This window comes from Halobacillus sp. AWH4_228, assembly GCF_056158365.1.
Genome location: NZ_JBSWTE010000001.1, coordinates 1,991,783 through 2,014,342, shown reverse-complemented (window position 1 = coordinate 2,014,342; position 22,560 = coordinate 1,991,783). Strand labels below are relative to the sequence as shown.

General features: G+C 46.4%; 25 protein-coding genes. All 25 read right to left on the bottom strand.

Annotation, left to right across the window (positions count from 1 at the left end; translation table 11 throughout):
• Positions 1 to 534 precede the first annotated feature (534 nt).
• Positions 535 to 1,824 (bottom strand): 3-phosphoshikimate 1-carboxyvinyltransferase, encoded by a 1,290-nt coding sequence (gene aroA, locus ACXADP_RS10185; RefSeq protein WP_474971383.1) that lies wholly within the window; start codon positions 1,822 to 1,824, stop codon positions 535 to 537.
• A 17-nt stretch (positions 1,825 to 1,841) separates the two neighbouring features.
• Positions 1,842 to 2,942, bottom strand: a complete 1,101-nt coding sequence (locus ACXADP_RS10180; protein ID WP_474968686.1) for a prephenate dehydrogenase — start codon at positions 2,940 to 2,942, stop codon at positions 1,842 to 1,844.
• Positions 2,939 to 4,036 carry a histidinol-phosphate transaminase gene (gene hisC / locus ACXADP_RS10175; protein ID WP_474971382.1) on the bottom strand — a complete coding sequence of 366 codons (1,098 nt, stop codon included), beginning with the start codon at positions 4,034 to 4,036 and terminating at the stop codon, positions 2,939 to 2,941. Before hisC ends, ACXADP_RS10180 begins: the two co-directional genes overlap by 4 nt.
• 13 nt (positions 4,037 to 4,049) lie before the next feature.
• Complete coding sequence (aroH, locus tag ACXADP_RS10170; RefSeq protein WP_474972310.1) at positions 4,050 to 4,412, bottom strand: chorismate mutase; 363 nt, start codon at positions 4,410 to 4,412, stop codon at positions 4,050 to 4,052.
• Positions 4,412 to 5,491: a 3-dehydroquinate synthase gene (aroB, locus tag ACXADP_RS10165; RefSeq protein WP_474968688.1), complete on the bottom strand. Its 1,080-nt coding sequence runs from the start codon at positions 5,489 to 5,491 to the stop codon at positions 4,412 to 4,414. Before aroB ends, aroH begins: the two co-directional genes overlap by 1 nt.
• A complete protein-coding gene (aroC, locus tag ACXADP_RS10160; RefSeq protein ID WP_474971381.1) occupies positions 5,491 to 6,660 on the bottom strand; it encodes a chorismate synthase in 1,170 nt (389 codons plus the stop codon). Before aroC ends, aroB begins: the two co-directional genes overlap by 1 nt.
• A 119-nt stretch (positions 6,661 to 6,779) precedes the next feature.
• The gene (locus ACXADP_RS10155; protein WP_474971380.1) at positions 6,780 to 7,592 is read right to left on the bottom strand and encodes a CheR family methyltransferase; all 813 of its coding nucleotides are present in this window, start codon (positions 7,590 to 7,592) and stop codon (positions 6,780 to 6,782) included.
• A 109-nt stretch (positions 7,593 to 7,701) separates the two neighbouring features.
• Positions 7,702 to 8,151, bottom strand: coding sequence for a nucleoside-diphosphate kinase (ndk, locus tag ACXADP_RS10150; RefSeq protein WP_474971379.1), 450 nt, complete (start codon positions 8,149 to 8,151; stop codon positions 7,702 to 7,704).
• 90 nt (positions 8,152 to 8,241) lie between these two features.
• Positions 8,242 to 9,213 (bottom strand): heptaprenyl diphosphate synthase component II, encoded by a 972-nt coding sequence (hepT, locus tag ACXADP_RS10145; RefSeq protein ID WP_474971378.1) that lies wholly within the window; start codon positions 9,211 to 9,213, stop codon positions 8,242 to 8,244.
• A 16-nt stretch (positions 9,214 to 9,229) separates the two neighbouring features.
• Entirely contained in the window at positions 9,230 to 9,937 is a 708-nt protein-coding gene (locus tag ACXADP_RS10140) for a demethylmenaquinone methyltransferase (protein WP_474971377.1), read from the bottom strand.
• A 3-nt stretch (positions 9,938 to 9,940) separates the two neighbouring features.
• Positions 9,941 to 10,738: a heptaprenyl diphosphate synthase component 1 gene (locus ACXADP_RS10135; protein ID WP_474972309.1), complete on the bottom strand. Its 798-nt coding sequence runs from the start codon at positions 10,736 to 10,738 to the stop codon at positions 9,941 to 9,943.
• Between the two features lie 92 nt (positions 10,739 to 10,830).
• Positions 10,831 to 11,055 (bottom strand): trp RNA-binding attenuation protein MtrB, encoded by a 225-nt coding sequence (gene mtrB, locus ACXADP_RS10130; protein ID WP_027954422.1) that lies wholly within the window; start codon positions 11,053 to 11,055, stop codon positions 10,831 to 10,833.
• Positions 11,056 to 11,239: 184 nt separating this feature from the next.
• Positions 11,240 to 11,512, bottom strand: a complete 273-nt coding sequence (locus ACXADP_RS10125) for an HU family DNA-binding protein (protein WP_008638574.1) — start codon at positions 11,510 to 11,512, stop codon at positions 11,240 to 11,242.
• 552 nt (positions 11,513 to 12,064) lie between these two features.
• The gene (gene spoIVA, locus ACXADP_RS10120; protein WP_474968693.1) at positions 12,065 to 13,543 is read right to left on the bottom strand and encodes a stage IV sporulation protein A; all 1,479 of its coding nucleotides are present in this window, start codon (positions 13,541 to 13,543) and stop codon (positions 12,065 to 12,067) included.
• A 180-nt stretch (positions 13,544 to 13,723) separates the two neighbouring features.
• A complete protein-coding gene (locus tag ACXADP_RS10115; protein WP_474971376.1) occupies positions 13,724 to 14,452 on the bottom strand; it encodes a hypothetical protein in 729 nt (242 codons plus the stop codon).
• A gap of 16 nt (positions 14,453 to 14,468) precedes the next feature.
• Positions 14,469 to 14,666, bottom strand: a complete 198-nt coding sequence (locus tag ACXADP_RS10110) for a DUF2768 domain-containing protein (RefSeq protein WP_027954426.1) — start codon at positions 14,664 to 14,666, stop codon at positions 14,469 to 14,471.
• A 199-nt stretch (positions 14,667 to 14,865) separates the two neighbouring features.
• Complete coding sequence (locus tag ACXADP_RS10105; protein WP_027954427.1) at positions 14,866 to 15,123, bottom strand: stage VI sporulation protein F; 258 nt, start codon at positions 15,121 to 15,123, stop codon at positions 14,866 to 14,868.
• A 61-nt stretch (positions 15,124 to 15,184) separates the two neighbouring features.
• Positions 15,185 to 16,225, bottom strand: coding sequence for an NAD(P)H-dependent glycerol-3-phosphate dehydrogenase (locus ACXADP_RS10100; protein ID WP_474968695.1), 1,041 nt, complete (start codon positions 16,223 to 16,225; stop codon positions 15,185 to 15,187).
• Positions 16,226 to 16,248: 23 nt separating this feature from the next.
• Positions 16,249 to 17,559 (bottom strand): ribosome biogenesis GTPase Der, encoded by a 1,311-nt coding sequence (gene der, locus ACXADP_RS10095; protein ID WP_474968696.1) that lies wholly within the window; start codon positions 17,557 to 17,559, stop codon positions 16,249 to 16,251.
• Between the two features lie 183 nt (positions 17,560 to 17,742).
• On the bottom strand, positions 17,743 to 17,928 hold the full coding sequence (locus tag ACXADP_RS10090) for a capping complex subunit for YIEGIA (protein WP_027954430.1): 186 nt from the start codon (positions 17,926 to 17,928) through the stop codon (positions 17,743 to 17,745).
• Between the two features lie 6 nt (positions 17,929 to 17,934).
• Entirely contained in the window at positions 17,935 to 18,807 is an 873-nt protein-coding gene (locus tag ACXADP_RS10085) for a YIEGIA family protein (protein ID WP_474968697.1), read from the bottom strand.
• A complete protein-coding gene (locus ACXADP_RS10080; protein WP_474971375.1) occupies positions 18,804 to 19,388 on the bottom strand; it encodes a YphA family membrane protein in 585 nt (194 codons plus the stop codon). Before ACXADP_RS10080 ends, ACXADP_RS10085 begins: the two co-directional genes overlap by 4 nt.
• A gap of 289 nt (positions 19,389 to 19,677) precedes the next feature.
• Positions 19,678 to 20,712: a type 2 isopentenyl-diphosphate Delta-isomerase gene (gene fni, locus ACXADP_RS10075; protein WP_474971374.1), complete on the bottom strand. Its 1,035-nt coding sequence runs from the start codon at positions 20,710 to 20,712 to the stop codon at positions 19,678 to 19,680.
• A gap of 19 nt (positions 20,713 to 20,731) precedes the next feature.
• The gene (gene rpsA, locus ACXADP_RS10070) at positions 20,732 to 21,874 is read right to left on the bottom strand and encodes a 30S ribosomal protein S1 (protein ID WP_027954434.1); all 1,143 of its coding nucleotides are present in this window, start codon (positions 21,872 to 21,874) and stop codon (positions 20,732 to 20,734) included.
• 103 nt (positions 21,875 to 21,977) lie between these two features.
• Positions 21,978 to 22,559 carry a lysophospholipid acyltransferase family protein gene (locus ACXADP_RS10065; RefSeq protein WP_474968700.1) on the bottom strand — a complete coding sequence of 194 codons (582 nt, stop codon included), beginning with the start codon at positions 22,557 to 22,559 and terminating at the stop codon, positions 21,978 to 21,980.
• Position 22,560: the final 1 nt, after the last annotated feature.

Genomic DNA, 22,560 nt, shown 5'->3' with positions numbered 1-22,560 from the left:
GATATCTGAAAACATCCTTCTCTTCAAACGTTCCGGCTCTCCATCGGAAAACCACGTCTTTCAGATTAATCATACCATAATGTCCATACAGTGAAGACCACATTTCTGATTAGTCGTTCGACGATATTCCATTCCGCTGACGAATTTTGTCCAAGGTTTCCATTCAGGAGCGGGTAAGATGAAAAGAAGAATAGATGTCAGGGTGCGGATGTCTGTTTATGTACAACAGACCTCTTCATGATGTGGTCATATTCCAGATATCTGCTGCGTAAGCTATTCACTAGGTGTTCAAACCGAAGAAGCAGGTCTCTCTTTTCAGTCATAAGCCGCCGTCACATAATCCCACCAGGCCGAATGCGCTTCCATTACCATAAAAATCTGTACGCCCCATCCCTTTCCTCGTGGTGACCCTCTCTGGTGGACATCCCTGAATCATCTTCTCTTTTCTTTTACGCAAAGAAGCTCTCTACGATTACCTCCACCAGGCAGGCTTTTTATATCGTATGAGAGCTTCAATGAAACTATGAAGTTATTTTAACGGAGGACTCCATTTAAATGCTCAAAAAAGGAAGGATAGGAAATATTGATGCAGTCCTTGTCCTGAATCGTGACCGGCTCAGCACTGATAAGAGAAGCGACAGCCCCCATCATCCCTATTCTGTGATCACCATAAGAGTGGACGCTGCCTCCTGTTAAAGAAGCTCCTCCATGGATGACCATACCGTCCTCAGTGGCCTCTGCTTCAGCTCCGAGCTTCGTAAGAGTAGTCACGACCGCTTCAATACGATCGGTTTCTTTGAATTTCAGTTCTTCAGCATCCTTAATGACGGTTGTTCCTTCGGCTTGTGTCGCAGCAAGGGCAATAATCGGGATTTCGTCAATAAGATTCGGGATCAGCTCACCATCCAGCTGCAGAGCCTTGAGACGGGAGCTTCTGACCCGGACGTCTCCGACCGGCTCGCGCCCGATATAGGTATGGATATCCGTTTCAATATCCGCCCCCATTCTTTTCATCGCGTGAATAATGCCGTCTCTGGTAGAATTCAACCCCACATCTTTAATCAGGAGATCACTGCCTGGAACGATGGCAGCAGCGACAATGAAAAATGCGGCTGATGAAATGTCTCCGGGAACTTTTATATCTGATGCCTGTGGCTGCTGACCACCCTCGATGGTAATGGCAGCTCCCTCTATGTTAAGATCCACGCCGAATTCAGGAAGAAGCATTTCTGTATGATTTCTTGTCTGTCCGAGTTCGATCACTTTGGTCTCCCCTTCGGCCAGCATGCCTGCAAGGAGGAGGGCTGATTTCACCTGCGCGCTTCTGACGGTAAGCTCATGCATAGTCCCTTTCAACTTACGGCCCCTGAACGCGAGAGGAAGCAGACGATTCTCATTCCTGCCGGAGATATCCGCTTCCATCTGCTTTAATGGGACGACGACACGATCCATCGGCCGCTTGGATAAGGATGCATCCCCAAAGGCCATCGTAAATAAAGGCAGCCCCGCCAAAACCCCGCTCATCAATCTTGCGGTTGTTCCGGAGTTGCCGAAATTCAATGGAGAAGACGGCTCCTTGAGGCCTTGAATTCCTCTTCCATATACCGTCAGACGGTCATCCTGCTGATCAATTCTGACACCCATCTCACGAAAAGCTTCGACAGTCCGAAGGCAGTCCTCTCCCGTTAGGAAATTGGTAATATGTGATGTTCCCTCTGCCAATCCCGAAAATATAACAGACCGGTGGGATATTGATTTATCGCCAGGGACAGACATAGTCCCCTGCAGCTGCTTCTGTGTCGGCTGCAATTGTATCTCTGTCATTCTTCTGCCTCCCTTGTTTACTGCTGCACCATAACTTCATATTTTTTCTCCTGCAGGACTTTATGACTCAGCTTCTGCTCTTCGCTTGTAGCAAAGCTTACACGCAGAACTCCTGTAATCCCTTCACGGATTTCGAGGATTTGAATGTTTTTTATGCTGATTCCATCCGCTGCCAAAAGACCAATCACATCATGGATAGCCCCCGGCTGGTCATGAATATCTACATAAATGTCATAAAAAGCGGGAATGGCTCCCCTTTCCTTCACAGGAAGACCGTCACGGTAAAGCTTGGCTTCTTTCAAGTATTCATATGTTTCCTCTTCCGCCTCCTCCTTCAGGAAGGTGCGGACTTTATCCATTTCGTTGATCCAATCCTCAAGCATTGCAATAAGGAGGTCCCTGTTTTGAAAGAAAATATCCTGCCAGAGCTTCGGGTTGCTGGAAGCGATCCGGGTGATATCCTTAAAACCGCCGGCAGCCAGATGTTCAATGTATGGGTGGGTTTCCTGCCAAACCTTCGCCTGATGCACGAGGGAGGAAGCAATTAAATGTGGAAAGTGGGAAATGACCGCAGTCATTTCATCATGTTCACTTGTCGAAAACGTCAGGAAACGAGCGTTTGTTTCGGATAGTAAATCCTTAAGCCTTTCCGCTTCCTTCTTTGTGCCATTAAGGGCGGGCGTGAGAACGTATATCGCATTTTCAAACAGATGAGGTTTCGCCGCTGTATAGCCCTGCTTGTGTGAGCCGGCCATTGGATGGCCGCCCACAAAGGAAAGCAGAGGGTGTGTCAGGCGGTCCGCTGCTTTTAAAACCTGATTTTTCACAGATGACACATCCGTAACAAGCAGCGGTTTAGTCAGCTCCACGTTTTCCAGCTGATGGAGAAAATCGATGGTGACTGAAATAGGCGTAGCCAGAATACATACATCCGCCTCCACCACTGCTTTAGAAAAGTTAAAAGATGCCTGGTCAATGACGCCCTGCTTCAGCGCCATATTCAAAGCTGCTTCGTCTCCGTCCATACCGATGACAAAAACATCTTCTTTCTTAGATACATTCATTGCAATCGATCCGCCGATTAATCCTAAACCGACGATGAGGACCGTCTGTTTCATGACTGCTTAACCATTTCCAGCTTCTTTTTCATGGCCTGTTGAATCTGGAGCATGTCGTCTTCTCTGCCGATAGTCAATCGTATGGAATTCGGCAGTCCAAGCGCTTCGCCGGAGCGAACGATAAACCCTTGAGTAAGGAGGTATTCAAACATCTCATCCCCGCTGATAGGGAGCTGGATCAAAAGGAAGTTCGCCTGGGTGTCATAATAGCCCAGACCGTTTTCATCACAGAAACGCATCAAGGCTCTTTTATTTTTATGGGTGGCTTCCACTGTTGTCGTAATAAATTCCTGATCGTCCAGAGCGAGTATCGCAGCAGCCTGGGCAACTGTAGATGTATTGAACGGTTCTCTTGCTGGTTCAAGTACCTGAATGACCTCCGCTGCGGCCAAGCCGAATCCGATACGCAGGCCGGCAAGACCATAAGCTTTTGAAAAGGTACGAAGAACCATTACGTTCGGGTATTGATTTAATGCAGAGACCGCATCAAAAGAATCTTCCGCTTCCAGGTATTCGTAGTAGGCTTCATCAAGCACGACCAGTACATGTTCAGGGACTCTGGCCAGCACGTCTTGTATCGTTTCTTCGTTGATGTGAATCCCTGTTGGGTTATTCGGTGTACAGATCCATAAAACACGCGTGTTTTCATCAATTTGACGAATCATTTCCTCGAGGTCATGATGACCTTCCTTCAACGGAACTTCCCTCACTTCCGCCCCTTCTATCAAGGCATTGTGACGGTACTGGGGAAACGTCGGAGAAGCCATGACCGTATTGGCACCAGGCTCAAGGAATGTGCGGCAGATGATTTGGACAACTTCATCCGATCCATTTCCAAAAATGATCTGGTCTTCATCCACCCCAAGAAAACTGGAAACCTTCGTCCTCACACCCGCTGCATAGCCGTCCGGATAAATTTCCAGTTTGGAAACGAGCTTTGGAAGCTCTTCCTTCACCACAGGAGAAAAGCCGTATGGATTTTCGTTGGAAGCCAGTTTGACAATACGGTCAAGCCCGTACTCTTTTTTCACCTCTTCAATGCCTTTGCCGGGTTTATAAGGTTTCATCGTCTTAAGAATATCTTTTGCTTTCATGAAAAAACTCCTCTCAACTCTTTAAATCAGGGCGAAGTCGAACGGCCTGATGATGATATACATGCTGAATCTGTGCCTGCTCAATCTCAGTCCGGGCCGTCACCATCACGCGGATGCATTTTTCAAGGCTGCCAGGTACGGGAATCTCCCTCATGCACATGACAGGCACATACGTCCATCCATCTATCTGCCTCAAGCTTTTCGCTGGAAAGGTATCCGTTAAATCTTCGGTAACGGTAAAGTAAACGGAAACGACATCATCCGCATCCAGCTGGTTAGCCGTAATGATCGCCTGCATCATTTCTAATGAACGGTTGACGATTTCATCCTGTTCATTGTTTTCGACGGTCGTAGCTCCTCTGATTCCTCTGATCATCATCCGTTCCCCACCTCTTCTATGACACATTTTAATTCATTTAACAGGAGACTGTCATCCATGGCCTGGACATAAGGATGTCCTACACCATCCAGCAGAACAAAGTTAATCTGCCTGCCGATCGTTTTCTTATCCCACTTCATACGATCCACCAGTTTTTCAGCATCAAGGCCTCTCAATAGATCAAGCGGGTATTCATTTTTTCTTAACCAGTTTACATAATCATTTACTCGTAAATCTTTTCCGCTTGTTATGCTGCTCAATTTCAATGCATATAAAAGCCCGAGGGCTACAGCTTCTCCATGTGTCACTCTGCCATAACCGAGCTCGGATTCAACCGCGTGGGCAAGCGTGTGCCCAAGATTCAAGTACTGGCGGATATCCGCTTCCTTCTCGTCTTTTTCCACGATAGAGGCCTTCACTTGAATGCCTCTATATAAATCTTCCTCCAGCTGCCTGCTTGTCAAGGTATCCAGCGACACATCAAGAAGGCTGTCAAGCCAGTTTACATCACTTAGGAACGCGTGTTTAATGACTTCTCCGTAACCGGAGCGGATTTCCTTCCGGGAAAGTGTAGCGATGGTTTCAAGGTCATAAACGACTTTCTGAGGGTTGAAAAAGCTCCCGATAAGATTTTTTCCTCTGTGATGATTGATGGCTACTTTCCCGCCGACACTGCTGTCATGAGCCAGAATTGTAGTCGGCACTTGGATATAATCGATACCTCTTAAGTACGTTGAAGCGGTAAAGCCCGCGAGGTCGCCAATCATACCGCCGCCAAGGGCGATGATCAATGAGCGGCGGTCCAGCTGATGAGTCGTGCAGGCATCGAGGAGCTGCTCATAACATTCCATACTTTTCGATGCTTCCCCACTTGGGACCACAGCAGTATAGACGTACCGGTCACTGGTAAACGACTGCTTTACATCTTCGAGGTAATAATCCGATACCTGATCATCGGTAATGATCAGGATGGACTGATAGTCTTTTTCCAACATGTCAGGAATCCTATGACGAATCCCTTCTCCAAGGACAACCTCATATTCATGTGTACTTGCCGTGATCTGTAATGTCTTCATCAAAAATCCCTGATTTCTTTTCTGTAATCATCAACCGCCCGCTTAAGACGTGGGAAATAGTCGGATGGAAATTCTTCTGTTATCGCTTTGGCCAGTTCAAAAGCAACGATATGTTCCATTACAACAGACGCTGCCGGTACTGCACAGGAGTCTGACCGCTCGATACTTGCATTAAATGGCTCTTTCGTTTCGATATCCACACTCTGCAGAGGCTTGTATAACGTCGGAATCGGCTTCATAACGCCTTTGACCACAATCGGCATCCCTGTAGTCATCCCGCCTTCAAACCCGCCAAGACGGTTCGTCCTGCGTGTGTAACCTTCCTCTTCACTCCAAAGGATCTCATCATGGACCTGGCTTCCAGGTTTTCTTGCTGCTTCAAAACCAATTCCAAATTCCACCCCTTTGTAGGCGTTGATGCTCATCACGGCCTGGGCAATTTTAGCATCAAGCTTCCGGTCGTACTGGACATAAGAGCCAAGCCCTGCAGGCATCCCTTCTACGTAAACCTCAGTGACCCCTCCGATGGAATCTCCGTCCTTCTTCGCATCATCAATGGCTTTCATCATTTTTTCAGCCGCCTGTTCGTCAAATGTACGGACAGGAGAAGCCTCGGAAATTTCACGGCGTTCGCTCAGGGTAAGATTTTCATCTACATCACTGACGATGCCCGCGATTTCTCTTACATAGCCGGCAACTTCAATGCCAAGTTCTTTAAGGAGAACTTTCGCGACCGCTCCTGCACCTACCCTTGCAGCTGTTTCCCTTGCTGATGAACGTTCCAGAACATTCCGCATATCACGATGACCATATTTCATTCCGCCATTTAGATCGGCGTGACCCGGGCGGGGCTTCGTTACAGTCCGTCGAATTTTATCTGTACCTTCGGGAAGGGGATCTTCTCCCATAATATCTGTCCAATGCTTAAAGTCATCATTATGTACAACAAGCGTAATGGGTGACCCTAACGTATATCCATGTCTTACACCACTTGTAATTTCTACGAGATCTTTTTCGATCTGCATCCGTTTTCCACGACCGTAGCCACCCTGGCGGCGTATGAGTGATTCATTGATCTGTTCCCTCAACAGTGGAAGATGAGAGGGGATGCCTTCCAGTATTGTTGTCAGTTGTTTTCCGTGTGATTCACCAGCGGTTAAGTAGCGCATGAATATTGTACCTCCTGTATAGGTACCCCCGGATATAACGGGGGATAAATTTTAGATACTACTATATCATAAGGAATCCCGTTTGTAACATCGAAAAATTCAATTTTTTTATTAATCTTTCATGAAAACGCTTTTACACCCGAGGCCGCCGATGCTCTATTTACTTTCTGGTAAAAAAAGGTATCAAAAACCTTGAAATGATAGTGTTCCGGCGAAAAAATCTGCTCCGTACTGCCTACAAAGAAAATGCCGTCCGCCTTCAGAGACTGGTTGAATTTAACATACAGTTCCTTTTTGGCCTCTTCCGTAAAGTAAATCATGACATTGCGGCAGACGATCAGGTCGCACTTGGAAGGGAAAGCATCGGCCAGCAGATTGTGTTCCTTAAACACGACGCGGCTCCTGATATCTTCGTGAACACGGTAAAATGGACCTTCTTTAGTAAAGTGCGCCTGCTTTATATCATCAGGAACTTCTTTGAGTGACCGCTCGTGATACACGCCTTCTTTCGCACGCGCCAGAGCTAGAGGATCGATGTCTGTAGCGATAATTTCCAACTGTTCCCGAGGGAAAAAACGCGCAAAGATCATCGCCAAGGTATAAGGCTCCTCCCCCGTAGAACATGCGGCACTCCATATGCGCAGACGCTGATTCTTTTTCGATAAATGAGGAATCACTTTCTCTTCCAGAACATCAAAACGCTGCCGGTTTCGATAAAATTCTGAAACGTTGATCGTGACTTTATTCATCAACTCTTCCAATAGTCCATGGTCCCCCTCCAAAGCTTGAAAGTAGCTTATAAAACTGGGGTACCCTCTTTTGTCACGCAGTGAGGTAAGTCGCCGTTTCATCTGCGTCTCTTTATAGAGAGAAAGGTCAATGCCTGTCTTTGCATAAATATTTTCCGTAAAGCTTAGGTAATCATTTGTCATCCCCGCGCCCCCTGCTTCTATAATCTACCCTTAAGATTACGCTACCGCCTGCTTATTGTAAATATAGAGAGGTAGAAACAAAAAAACCGCCCGCAGGCGGTTTTATCGTTCATTCATAGACCCAGGCAAGGCTGTCTTTTTGATAATCAACCAGTTCTCCTTCGTTGAAGAACAGGGAAATTTCTCTTTCTGCACTTTCTATTGAATCGGAGCCATGGATGACATTCTTCCCAACGATCATGCCAAAGTCCCCGCGGATCGTCCCAGGAGCTGCGTCTGAAGGCTTTGTAGCCCCCATCATCTGTCGTGCGGCCGCTATGACGTCCTCCCCTTCCCATACCATTGCAAATACAGGACCGGAAGTGATGAATTCGACCAATTCACCGAAGAAAGGCTTCTCTTTATGCTCGCCGTAATGTTCTTGTGCCAGTTCCTCTGGAATAGACATCAGCTTGGCACCGGCCAATTTGAAACCTTTCCGCTCGAATCTTCCTGTGATTTCTCCAATCAAATTACGCTGTACACCGTCGGGTTTTACCATTAAAAAAGTCTTTTCCATGACAAACACCTCATCTTATGTATAGTCTGAAAGCGCTTTTAATAAGTGCCATAAAAAGTCTATCAAACAATGAAAGGAAAGGCAATAGAATCATGCCCTTCTTTTTCCAATATACTTGGCGATTCCTTTCAAAGTCTGCTTGGCACGCCCTGCTGGAAGTCCATTGAGTGACTGATAGGCTTTCTGCAGATACAGATCGCTGATTTCAAGAGATCGTTCAATCGAACCATTTGTCTGGATGGTCCGGATTAGAGGCTTCAGTTTTTCTGTCGTTTCCGCTTCTGTGCCTGTAAAAGCTTCCTGAAGCTGCTTCTTGAAAAGCGGGTCTTCCATAGAAAGAAGCACCGGCAGCGTCACATTTCCCTGCAGAAGGTCACTGCCCGCCGGTTTACCAAGCTCCTCTTCAGAAGCTGTAAAGTCCAGCACATCATCGATGATCTGATAGGACATCCCTACATTGTAGCCATATCGGTAAAGCGCTTTTTCCCTCTCCTCGGCAACATTCGCAGCAATGGCTCCCAGGCGGCAGCTGGCCGCGATAAGCAGGGCTGTTTTCCTTTTGATCCGTCGTAAGTAGGTGCGGAAATTCTGGTGGACATTGTATTTGTCCTTAATCTGTTCAATTTCACCAAGACACAATTCCACCATCGTTCCAGCAAGAATCTGATGGGCCTTCGGGTTTTCAAGAACCGACAGCGTTTCCAGAGAGCGTGCAAATATGTAATCCCCTGTATACATCGCAATGCGGTTATCCCACCTTGCTTTAATGGTTGGTTCCCCTCTTCTCAGCTCCGCTTCATCTATGACATCATCATGGACGAGAGAGGCTGTATGGATCAGCTCTAAAGAAACAGCAACGGCTTTCATCCGCTCAATATCATAATCGCCGAATTTGCCCCCGAGAAGAACGAAGACAGGGCGGATCCTCTTGCCGCCTGCCTGGAGAAGCTGACTGGACGCATCTCTTAAAACCGTATTGTTGGACTGAATGGTATCATTGACTGCATCTTCAATCACAGCCAGGTCATTTTTTAGAAAAGAGTAGATCATAGCTAATTTCATTCTAGTTCATCCTCGGTTAAAGCTTTTCACCCATATGCATAGCTGCTACGCCGCCTGTATAGGATTTGACAATGACGTTGGAAAGGCCGGCTTCCTCAAACATCATTTTTAATTCTTTCTTGCCGGGAAAGTCCTTGGCTGATTCATGAAGCCAGCTGTACTCCTGATAACTCTTTGCAAACACCCTGCCGAAAAGCGGCATGATATTTCCGAAATAGAAGTAATACATCCGTTTAAAAAACGGATTTGTCGGCTGGGAGGTTTCCAAACAGACGACTTTACCGCCGGGCTTGACGACCCGGTACATTTCCCGAAGCACCTGCTGGTAATCTGGCACGTTCCTTAAACCAAATCCAATGGTTACAAAATCGAATTGATTATCCTCAAATGGAAGTGCCATCGCATTTCCATGCTGAAACTCAACCTGACGCACTCGACCGGCCAGCTTTTTCTTGATACCGACAGAGAGCATGTTCTCACTGAAATCCAGGCCGGTGACTTTTCCATTGCTGCTGACGGCTTCTGCCAAAGCCATTGTCCAGTCCCCCGTCCCACAACAGACGTCAAGGGCCGTATCGCCCGGCTGGACATTCATGCGCTTCATGACGTCCCTGCGCCAAAGCCTGTGCTGTTGGAAGGAAATAATGGAATTCATACTATCATAACGTCCGTATATTTTCTCAAACACATGGTGTACCCGTTCTTCTTTCGTCTGTGGATCCATAACTTACCCTTCTTCCGCGATCTGTCTATGATTAAATTGATGATGAATAGCTGCATGAACGTAGGATTTCAGCCAGTTGAAATGAATGGGCAGCTGGGCCACCGCTGCCTCAAGATGGTTCACATGACTCTGCAGCATCTGTTCAAGGCTTCCGATCACCTGTCCGTGATTCCCGAAAAGGCCGGGCCTTTTCACAAGGGCTTCAATCAACGGCGATACGTTCCCCTCCTGATAACTGCGTTTTTCCTCCATCAATTTCTTAGCCAGCAGCCATTCCCCTGCCATGTCATTGATGGCTGTTTTTTGAACATAAGAACCTACTCTTTGTATGAGCAGCGATTCAATTTTCTTCACACCATCCAGAAATTCCTGAAAAGACTCCACATCTTTATAGTAGAGTTCCATTTTGAGCTCATTGATTTCCTTTATGGCTCCCGCAAGGGTATGAATCATGGGAATATCATTCAACTGGGATAATAAATAATAGTAGAGCCCGCTGAAATAATCACCAGCCAGAACCGTGAGCTGGCGGTGCCTTACTGTTTCTTTATCATCTTCGTCATCAGTCAAGGTAACCAGATCATGGGTGTCCAGAGCAATTTGTACGAGCATGGTCGTAATAATATACTGCTCTTTCTTCTCCACCGGCAGTGTTGTATGGTTCATAATGGAAGATAAGATAACAAGTTTGTCGTCATCGATGTGCGGCTCAGGTATAAAACGAACCAAATAAGGATGGCGGACCTTGGCTGCGATTTTACTTTTGAGCTGCTTAATATCGTTATCTGAAGAATTCAACATGATCACCCGGTCCCTTCCTGAACACTAATAAACATTCCTATTATAGCATATTTCGCCATTCCCTGTATGTATCGGACACCAGAGGATATCCATCACTCTGTGTCGTTGGTCATTTCCCCGTGGCTCGTCTGAATAACCGCTTTTCCGCGTACCTTCACAGCAGATGTATGCTCTGTAAACTGAGCAATCATCACTTCATTACGGTCCAGCTTTTCGGAATGGTGGAATCTTGTGTCCGTTCCTCTTGTAAGACCAATGACATTCACACCATCTTCCAGTGCTTTAATTACAAAAAAATCGTTGTTGGATGCAGACATCGCAGGAGCCCTCCTTCTTTATCTTAACTATGTCTTAATGAGCCGCCTTTGTCAAAATATCCACCCTGTTGAATGGGCCTGAGATCGCGATTCAACTACAGTATGGACGCATAGCCGGCTTTTTACTATGAAAAAAAGGAAAAGGGTGCAGTGTGCACCCTTTTCCCAAGCCCTATGTAGCTGATTATTTAACCGCATCTTTAAGGGCTTTACCAGGTTTGAACGCTGGTACTTTGCTTGCAGAGATTTCAATCTCTTCACCAGTTTGTGGGTTACGGCCTTTACGTGCCGCACGCTCACGAACTTCAAAGTTACCGAATCCGATCAGCTGGACTTTGTCACCATCTTTAAGTGAATCCATGATAGATTCGAATACAGAATCTACAGCTTGAGTCGCATCTTTTTTAGAAAGATCTGCTTTTTCAGATACCGCATTGATTAGATCTGTTTTGTTCATGACATTCACCTCCTCCCGAGAAGGTTAAACTCATTCAAGCGGTGTTCACCGCTATAAATGTTTATTTAACGGTCATCATTTGATGACAAGCCTTATAATAAACGAGTTTTTCATGAAATTCAATAGACAATCCTTTAAAAATCGCGTTACAATGCGATTTCAACGCTGAATTGTGGTTCACTTTCCATTCAGACGCGAAAATGTCCAACAATTACAAAAAAACCTGCAAAGCCTGTCATGACAACGTTTCTACCAGTATGAACATCTTCTCACAGGTTAATACGACGTTGTTGTAAAAAAATCCTTCATTTCAAAGTTTTTCAGTAAAAAAATTTTCAAATCCTTCGTCCAGAAAGCCTGAAAAGACGCGGTTTTCACATTTCACCCCATTTGAAAGCGCCTCCCGGATTGCAAGGAGCAATCCGGAATACCATCCTTATGTATGCCTTTAGATCAGGTACCAACGTTCTTCCAGCTGCTTTTTCTGATAAAAACCCAAGGATGCAGATCAAAAGCCATAATAAAAATAAAAACGGCTCTTAATAAGAGCCGTTACAGAATGATTGCGATCATACCGCCTGAACCTTCATTGATAATCCGTTCCAGTGTTTCCTGAAGCTTGTAGCGGGCATTTTCAGGCATTAATGCCAGTTTCGCCTGGATACCTTCTCTGACAATAGAACTCAGGGAACGCCCGAAAATGTCAGAATTCCAAATGGAAAGCGGGTCATCTTCAAAGTCCTGCATTAAATATCGGACGAGCTCTTCACTCTGTTTCTCTGTTCCGATAATCGGCGAAAATTCAGACTGCACATCCACTTTAACCATATGAATGGAAGGGGCAACCGCCTTGAGACGCACACCAAACCTCGATCCTTGTCTGATAATTTCCGGCTCATCCAGCTTCATATCTTCAAGAGAAGGAGCTGCAATCCCATAACCGGTCTGCTTTACCATTTGCAGGGCATCAGCCACTTGATCATATTCGCGTTTTGCATAGGAGAAATCCTGCATGATTTCCAACAGGTGATCCCTGCCCCGGATTTCTTCACCTACAATTTCCTTCAGGACATGATCATATAAGTGCTCCGGTGCCTGCAGGTCAATTTCAGCGATCCCTTCACCAAGATCCATGCCCGAAATATGAGCCCCTGTTATATACTCATACTGATCGAAGCTGCCTACGACATCGTCGACATCCCGGAGACGCTTGATGTCTTTGACAGTATCTTCGATCGCCGCCTGCAGGTTCGCTCTCAACCAGTGCCTGGAGTCAAGCACCATCACCCAGCTCGGCAGGTTCACATTCACCTCAAGGACCGGAAATTCAAACAGCGCTTCCCGAAGGACACTCTGAACATCCTGTTCTCTCATACTCTCTACAGAAAGAGCCAGGCACGGGATATCATATTTCTCCGCAAGGGACTCCCGGAGATGTTCGGTGTTCGGATGATGGGGCTGGGCGGAATTGATGATCATAATAAAAGGTTTTCCAACCTCTCTCAGTTCTTCAACAATTTTCTCCTCGGCCTCCACATAATCCTGCCTTGGTATTTCGCCTATCGTCCCGTCTGTCGTGACTACAATTCCAATCGTGGAGTGCTCCTGGATCACTTTCTGTGTCCCTATTTCAGCTGCTTCATGAAACGGGATGGCCTCCTCATACCACGGCGTGTGAATCATCCTCGGCCCGTGTTCATCTTCATAGCCGACAGCCCCGTTAACAGCATAACCCACACAGTCCACCATTCGGACTCTGATATCCAGATGGTCATCTATTGTAATATTAGCCGCTTGGTTAGGGACGAATTTAGGCTCGGTGGTCATAATCGTTTTTCCAGCTGCACTCTGTGGCAGTTCATCCAAAGCACGTTCCCTGTCAGATTCCTCATCCATGTTGGGCAGTACAACAAGCTCCATAAATTTCTTTATAAATGTTGACTTACCCGTGCGTACAGCACCGACAACACCTAAATAAATATCTCCATTTGTCCGTTTGGAAATATCACTGAAGATATCAACCTTTTCCAAAGGATCCCCTCCCAAATGTAATTTCACCACCATACAAGCCTAGACACTCTGATTCTATGACGTTGTCCCAGGTGAATATGCCAGAAATCTATAATCAAGCGGCACAAGCACCTCAGCCTGGGAAAGGAACGTGAAAGAGAAAGACATAAAAAAACCGCTCCCACAGGGGGAACGGTTCAATCAGGAAGATGACGGGGCGGTTAAAAATACCGGCTCTCCCTCTTCCACCGTATAGGCCGTTGAATAGGCAGGCACAATCGGGGTATAATCCGTCAGAAGAAAACGAATGTCCTCTCCTGCCTCATACGCATGGTCCTCTGATCGAAGATACGCATAGAGGTCTTTCCGGTAATCGATATAGACCTGTCCCTGCTCATCCAGGTAAACCGGAAGACGTTGATCAGAATATGGACTGTCCACCATTGGCGGCTCATCCATTCCGATCTTCTCATAATCCAGCTTGTACACCCCTTGGGACACGAAATCTCCTAAAGGAGGATAGCGGTTGTTATCCGTATAGAATTTGACTTTCACCTGGAGTGACCTGACTTCTTCTGTCGTCCGCAGGTCCAGCACTTTCACAGTCGGATCCGTTTCCGGATGAATAATGACATACTGGTAATGGCCCCCGTTCTCAAAAGATGTCCCCGGGAGTTCTCCAAGAATGTTCATTTCCTTCAGCTTGCTGAACTCAATAGGATATTTTTGAAAAAGCGGTGTATCCTGATCTTTCGTCTTAATAGGAAGAAGCCCGTCTGTTCTTTCCTGATAAGTATCGACAGCGTCCTGTACCATGTTCAGCTGCTGATCGTTGGGAACCTGGTTTTTCTGAAGTCTTTCTTGAGGATATAAGCACCCGGTTAACAGGAAAAGAAGAATGAGCAGCCCTGAGTAGTGAAAAATCTTCATGCTGTTTCCTCCTTCGTTAAGCGGTTGGGCCGCTGAGTACAATGTAAAAAATAATCAAGCCGCCCACGATCATAAACAGGTAGGCAAACACGGCGGTAACGGCTGAAAAAATGCCCTTTAATTTAAATCTGCTTAAATAGATGAGACCAATAGCAAGGAATAAGGAGATGATTCCAGCAAAGGATATGTACATATTCAGCATGGATTCAGACATAAATGGCCCTCCTTTGGTGTACATTCGACTTTTGACATTATACCATATCCTGTTCGTAAACGGATACATAAAAAAACCGGGGTGCTCCCACCCCGGGTGACTAAACAATTCCCTGACCAGCTCATGTGTAATGATTGCTGCGTGATATCTTATGCATACGATGGAAAGACCGCCTCCTCAGGCGCCCACCAGTTCGCAATTATTTCAAGAATTTACCTAACGTATTCATATCCAGAGGCATATTCTGACTAATAACGGCTTCAACGATTTTGTCTTCCTTCTGCTTGGATATGTTTTTGCCGGCGACCGCTGACAACTGCCGGACCAGCCCCCGCACCGTTTTTTCGTCCGAAAAGTCTGCGTGCTGGACCTTATCAGCGACCTTGAATACATCCTGAGCATCGATGTTTGCTTTTTTCTTCAGGTGATCAAAAATACTCTTTTGAAAATCACTCATGAACAATTGACCTCCTCGTGCATTAGGTTCTGTGTAGTATATGCACAGAGGTCATGATGTGTCAGTCTTTCAACTGCTGGTCAAGGATATTTGTCAAATCCTCCATTTCATGCCTGCGGATCCGTGTCATTAATTGATCCACGACATCACGCGGACCCTTGTTCTCAAACAAAATCTGGTAGATTCCTGTGGTGATGGGCATGTCGACATTCTGATCGGAGGCGAGTTGATAGGCCGCCTTGGCTGTGCGAACCCCTTCCACAACCATCCCCATATCTTCAAGCACCTGTTCAAGTCCGCTGCCCTGACCAAGCTTATACCCGGCACGCCAGTTTCTACTGTGTGAACTTGTACATGTAACAATCAGGTCACCGATTCCAGTCAAGCCTGAAAACGTCAGGGGATTCGCTCCCATGGATGTACCCAGACGTGCGATTTCAGCAAGGCCTCTCGTGATAAGCGCCGCCTTGGCATTATCTCCATAACCCAGACCATCGGAAATCCCCGCTCCTAAGGCAATGATGTTCTTCAAGGCTCCACCAAGCTCCACCCCGACAAGATCCGGGGAGGTATATACACGGAAATTATGGTTGATAAAGATATCCTGCACTTTTTCGGCCACGGTTAGATCGGCAGCCGATACCGTTACCGTCGTCGGCTGCCGGCGGCTGACTTCCTCTGCATGACTCGGCCCTGACAACACAACAATATCTTCATAACTTTCTTTTGGAATTTCTTCAGCTATGATTTCAGATACCCGTTTGTAAGTTCCGGGTTCAATCCCTTTCGCTGCGTGAGTGAGGATGACTTTATCCTGTAGAAGATCCTTCAGCTGGGTGCAGACCTCCCTTATGGCTTTCGTCGGAACAGCCAATAGGATATGGCCGGCCCCTCGAACGGCTTCAGCCATTTCATGTGTGGCCTGGAGCTGTTCAGGAAGTGCTACACCTTCCAGGTATTTTTCGTTTGTATGTGTGCGGCTGATCTCTTCAGCCAGACTTTTCCGATGTGCCCACAAATGGACATCATGGCCATTATCAGCGAGAACGAGAGCCAGGGCCGTCCCCCAGCTTCCCGCACCTAAAACCGCTATCTTTTCCACAGTATCGACTCCCTTCCTACAGCTTAACTCCGTTTTCTTGCAAAGATTTTAATAGGAGTTCCTTCAAATCCAAATGCTTCCCGGATCCGATTTTCCAGGAATCGTTCGTACGTGAAGTGCATAAGTTCAGGTTCATTCACAAAAACCACAAAGCTTGGTGGTTTCACGGATACCTGGGCAGCATAGAAGATTTTCAGCTTCTGTCCTTTAATGGAAGGAGAAGGATTCATAGCCAGAGCATCCATGATGACTTCATTCAACACGTTGGTCTGCACCCGTTTGGCATGATTTTCGCTGACTTCCAACACTCTTGGAAGCAGGGTATGAATGCGTTTTTTCGTCTTGGCAGACAGATAGACAATCGGTGCATAATCAAGGAATCGGAAGTTATCCCGGACTTTATCTTCGAATTCCTTCATCGTTTTTTCATCAGTATCCAGCGTGTCCCATTTATTCACGACAATAACGACCGCCTTACCGGCTTCATGGGCATATCCGGCAATTTTCTTATCCTGTTCCTGGATCCCGGTATCTGCATCAATCAACGTTAAAACAACGTCGGAACGCTCAATCGCTTTCAATGCACGGAGAATGCTGTATTTCTCTGTAGATTCATACACTTTTCCTCGCTTACGCATTCCCGCGGTATCGATGATGACATAGTCACGACCGTCTTTCGTAAATGGTGAATCAACCGCATCCCTTGTCGTTCCGGCTATATCGCTGACAATCACACGCTCTTGACCGAGCAGGCTGTTTACAAGCGAAGATTTTCCGACATTCGGTCGTCCAATCAAGCTGAACCGGATAGTATCATCATCGATTTCCTCCTCGATCCGTTCAGGGAAGTGTTTAACCACTTCATCAAGCAGATCCCCAAGGCCCAGGCCATGTGTGCCGGAAATCGGGAAAGGTTCACCGAATCCCAGGGAATAAAACTCGTAGATATTCTCCCTCATCTGCGGGTTATCCACTTTATTTACAGCCAGTACGACAGGCTTATTGGATTTGAAGAGCAGTTTTGCCACCTCTTCATCGGCTCCGGTAATGCCGTCACGGCCATTGACCATGAAAACGATGACATCCGCTTCATCTATAGCCACCTGTGCCTGAGCACGCATCTGCACAAGAAGAGGCTCGTCCCCGATTTCAATGCCACCTGTATCAATGACATTAAAGGTGGAGGTGAGCCATTCGGCTTCTGCATAAATCCGGTCTCTGGTTACCCCCGGCGTGTCTTCTACAATAGATATTCTTTCTCCAACCAGCCGGTTGAATATTGTTGATTTACCGACATTCGGTCTTCCTACGATTGCAATTACTGATTTTCTCATGAAAGGATCATCCTTTCTTCATTCTATTTTCATTATTTCATGTTTCAACAGCAGTGAAAAGCAAAAAAAGACTGCTCCCCTACGGCTTGATGGTTTCCGCCCATCACCCGAAGAACAGCAGCAAGCCATTAACTTTTTTATCTTAGCAGACTTTAGGAAAAGAAACAATTCTTTCTTCAACGTTCAGTGCTTGACAATAATATAGAGCTGGTCACTCAACCGGTGGGCGATTCCATCTAAGATGGCTTCCAAATTAGCGGCCACCGCCTCCATCTCCTCTTTTGTTTCACACTTGAAAACAGCAGCACTTCCCTGGACTTTATTATCCAGTGTCGTAATGGAGGCGAGGATCGCTTTTTCCATTTTCATTTGCTATCACCCACTCCGTTTCCCTGGTTTTTGTATCGCATTTTCCAGCACCGGTACATTGGCTATGACTTCTCTGGCACGGGCGGGATCCTTCTCCTGGGGGAGGATGAATACACCGATCCGTCCATCATTCAAGTCACGCTTAATGAGTGGCACAAGAGCCGGAGTCCCGGAATCACGGAAGACCCCGAGCGTTACAGACACATCATGAAGAATTGCCTGCCGCTGGCCGAGGTTGGCAATCGTAGAACGGATATTAAAAGATTTAGGCGTCAGGATAAACCCCATCCCATACCTCAGAATTTCATCCTGCCGTTCAGGGAGACCAATATTCATAATATAAATGTTATCTACGTAAAGACCAGCCCCATCGAACGTGAGCTCCCTCTGTTCAATCGTTACGATATCGCCCAGTTTAGAGCCACTCATTAAGATGGAGGACAATACAAAACAGGCCGCTGCCGCCCCGAGAGCGGCCCACATATTCACTGCAAGGTAGCAGAGCGTTACGATGAAAGATGTAAAGATCACCAGATAATTCCGGCTTTCAAAGGCTACAGCAATCCCTTCGATATACGTGTTCCCACGAGGTACGAGTTCATAGCTGTCCATTTCAGCCAGTGTATTTCTCTCCATGTTCCGCACCTCTCTGAACTGGGACGCAGCCAGCGTCAGAAAAGTAACAGCTGTGAATTCCTTTTCCATAATAGATGGAATGGCAATGGTCCCGAGAGCAGCGGCAATAAACCCCAAAGACAAATGGATGATCTTTCCATGCAGATAGGTCGGATACTGACGGTAATCCGTCCGCATCATAAACACCCTCAAAACGGTTCCTGCGATAATCCCAAACAAAATGGGATATGTATATTCATTCATGCATATGCGTCTCCCTTATGTTTACTTTTTCCTGCTCCTGCATTATTTTTCTTCAATGCACGTAAACCATGCACAAAAAGAAGAAATAACAACCCTTTCAGAACAAAAACAAGCATCGGCTGGGCCGTTACCACCCCTTCCTTCCCATAGAAACGGAGGACAACATAGGTGAGGGTCATACCTGAGCCGTTGATCAACAACCAGAGACCAGCCACTCCTCTCAAATCAGTCACAATCATCCTCAAAAGCAGGACCACGACAAACCCTATCGAAAATCCAGGCAGGTGCATCCAAACCGGATGAATGATGATAAAAAGGCTGGCGGACGCATAACCAATGCTTAAGAAAAACAACCATAAATAAACCACCAGCGGCCTTTTGTAAAAATATATGAGATATAGACCAAATAGGATAAGAAGGGCGAGGTGGGCATAAAGGTAGGCGGATGGGGAAATGATACTCCAGCTGTATGTACACATAAGGATGAAAAGAAAGAACAGCAAGGCTGTTCTTGTTCGGGTGTGTTTCATAAAAAACCAGGCACAGATGACAAGCACCCAGGCATACCAGTAAACCGCCATACTTTCCAACTCCTTCACTGTCATTATGGAAGGTTTTGGACAGCTTTAAACATGGAGCACATAAAAAAAGACCTATGACTTCACTGTCATAGGTCTTTCCCGCGGGTAAGCCCGCGGTCATCTGCTTTTTTCAAGGATGGAACAGGTTTAAGATATACGGACAGACTTCTGATACAGGAAGTATACCTTATAGAAAGCTTTTTCAAGATAAGTCTTCGTTCCCATCACCTCTAACAAAAGAGGATTGATAAAAACACGGCTGCCGTCATAATTCCGGCAGCCCGAGAGATTACCAGCGGCCATTCGTTATCCTCTGCTCCTGCCACGCTTTTGTTTCTCCTGTCAGAACAAAAGGCTTATCAGGAAGTTCTTCAGGGCTGGAGGCGTTTAAAAGCATCATAGCCATCTTCAATTCCTGGTGGATATGATGGATTTCATCGATTAAAGCTTCCCTGCCTTCCTCTAGAAGAACTTTTAACAAAGAACCAGCCATCCCGAATCCGCAGGCTCCAAGAACCATAGCTTTCGCCCCATCCAGTCCGTGTCTGATGCCTCCTGAAGCGAATATGTGCATGTTCTGGCTGCTGCGCGCCTCAAGAATAGAGGCTGGTGTAGGTATCCCCCAGTTATTAAAGGAAGAAAAAGGCTTTTCCCTCCGGAGGTTTTCCACTCGTGAGAAGTTGGTTCCCCCCCGGCCGCCGACATCTATGTAACGCACGCCGATATCGTATAGCGTTTGTGCCGTTTCCACCGACATGCCGTAGCCGACTTCCTTGACGACCACAGGGAGATCCATCCCGTGTGCGATTTTCTGGATGTTCGTCATCCGGGCAGTAAAGTCCCTGTCCCCTTCCGGCATGATTAATTCCTGCAGGGTATTGATGTGGATCTGCAGCGCATTCGCGTCAATCATACTGGCAGCTTCTTCCGCCTGCTGCAATGATGCCTCACTGCCCACATTGGCGAATACCACCCCATCCGGGTTCATTTCTCTTACGACTTCATAGGTTGATCGTTCTTCCGGTCTTTTGATTGCAGACATCTGGGAGCCGACAGCCATTCCTATACCGGTTTCCCTTGCTGCAATAGCAAGATCGCGATTGATTTCTCTTGTCTTTTCTCCGCCTCCACCGGTCATGGCATTAACAAAAAGAGGGGAACTTAATTTAAGTTCCCCCGCTTCTGCCGTTAACGTGATTTGATTGAAATCCAAACGGGCCAGGCTTTGATGAATGATTTTCATATCATCAAAATGGTTATAAGGCGCCCGTTCATGACCTAAAGCATGGCGGATATGATCAATTTTTCTTTTTGATCTACTCATATCCATCACCACGTACGATTTATTTTTTGTATTTATCCAGCTTGTCACCAATCATATCGCTTAGAGAAAAGCCGGAATTGTCTTCTTCTCTTTCATATTGTTCAATATCCGCGCGCGTTTCATCACGCTCCAGTTCTTTCATGCTTAGAGACAGGCGTTTCGCCCCTTCATCCACATCCAGAACTTTCACTTGAACAGTCTGGCCTTCTTCGAGCACCTCATCCGGCGTCCCGATATGGCGGTTGGAAATTTGAGAGATATGCACAAGACCTTCGACTCCAGGGAAAACTTCCACAAAAGCACCGAAGCTTACAAGGCGGCGTACCGTACCTTCAAGAGTTTCTCCGGAGTTCACCTTATTCTGGATATCGTGCCAAGGTCCCGGCTGTGTAGCTTTGAGGGAAAGAGAAATTCTTTCATTGTCGCGGTCAACAGAAAGCACTTTAACCTTCACGGACTGGCCTTCTTCAACCACATCTGCCGCTTTCTCCACATGCTGGTGGGAAAGCTGGGAGATATGTACAAGACCGTCAATACCTCCGAGGTTTACAAACGCGCCAAAGTCAGTAAGGCGCTGTACTGTACCTTCGATGACCTGTCCTTCCTCAAGGGATTGAAGAACTTCCTGCTTCTTGGCTGATTCCTCTTCTTCCACGACCGCACGGTGAGAAAGAATGACACGGTTCTGCTCCCGATCAAGCTCAACCACTTTAAGAGAAAGTGTTTTCCCTTTGTAGTCTTCAAAATCTTCCACATAATACGTTTCAACGAGAGAAGCTGGAATAAATCCACGAAGACCGATATCTACAACAAGACCGCCTTTTACAACGTCCTTGACTTCTGCTTCGAAGATTTCTCCACTTTCGAATTTAGCCTCAAGATCCTGCCACGCCTTATCGGCGTCTACAGCGCGCTTGGAAAGTACGATTTCATCGTCTTCCACTTTTTTCACCTGCAGGGTCAGTTCGTCCCCTTCATTAACTGCGTCTGATGCTTTTTCAACATGAAGGCTGGATAATTCACTGATGGGTACAATCCCCTCGACTTTATATCCAACATCTACAAGGACTTGTTTTTCTTCGATTTTCACGACCTTACCAGTCACGATGTCCCCTGCAGAGAATTCTTTCATTCCTGATACTTCCTGATTCATTTCATCCATACCAAGCTACCTCCTTCAATTTCCGACACAACCTAATAATACAGAAATGCCCTTTTGTCTAACTTCTAATATTTAGAGCATTTTGTCAAGTGATTACGCCATATCATTCATGAATTTTATGCAATTGTCTGATTTCTTCCATGATCCGGTCTGTTACGACCTGGGCCGACGCTTTCTGTTCACGGTATTCCGACATGTCTATCGGTTCTCCATAAACGACCTTCAGACGCTTAAACTTTTGATAAGGTCCGATGATAGCACACGGAACAATCGCAGCTTCAGATCGAAGGGCGAAGAACCCGGCACCGGCAAGTCCCTGACCGATTTCCCCGCTCTTCTGTCTTGTCCCTTCAGGGAACAGCCCAAGGGCGTGACCTTCTTTAAGAATATCCAGACCCTTGCGGAGAGCATTTCTGTCTCTCATCCCGCGTTTAATTGGGAACGCGTGGACTTTTTTCAATATTCCCCCAATCAAAGGGTTTTTAAACAACTCTTCTTTGGCGAGGAAGTAAATATTCCGGCTGCTGGTAATTCCAACCACAGGCGGGTCTACATTCGAAATATGATTGGAACAGATAATAACCGGTCCATCTGCCGGAATATTTTCCTTCCCTACAACCTTAATCCGGTACAGGGGATAGAAAATGACACTGCAGAGCAGCTTACCAATTTTATAGAGGCTCATC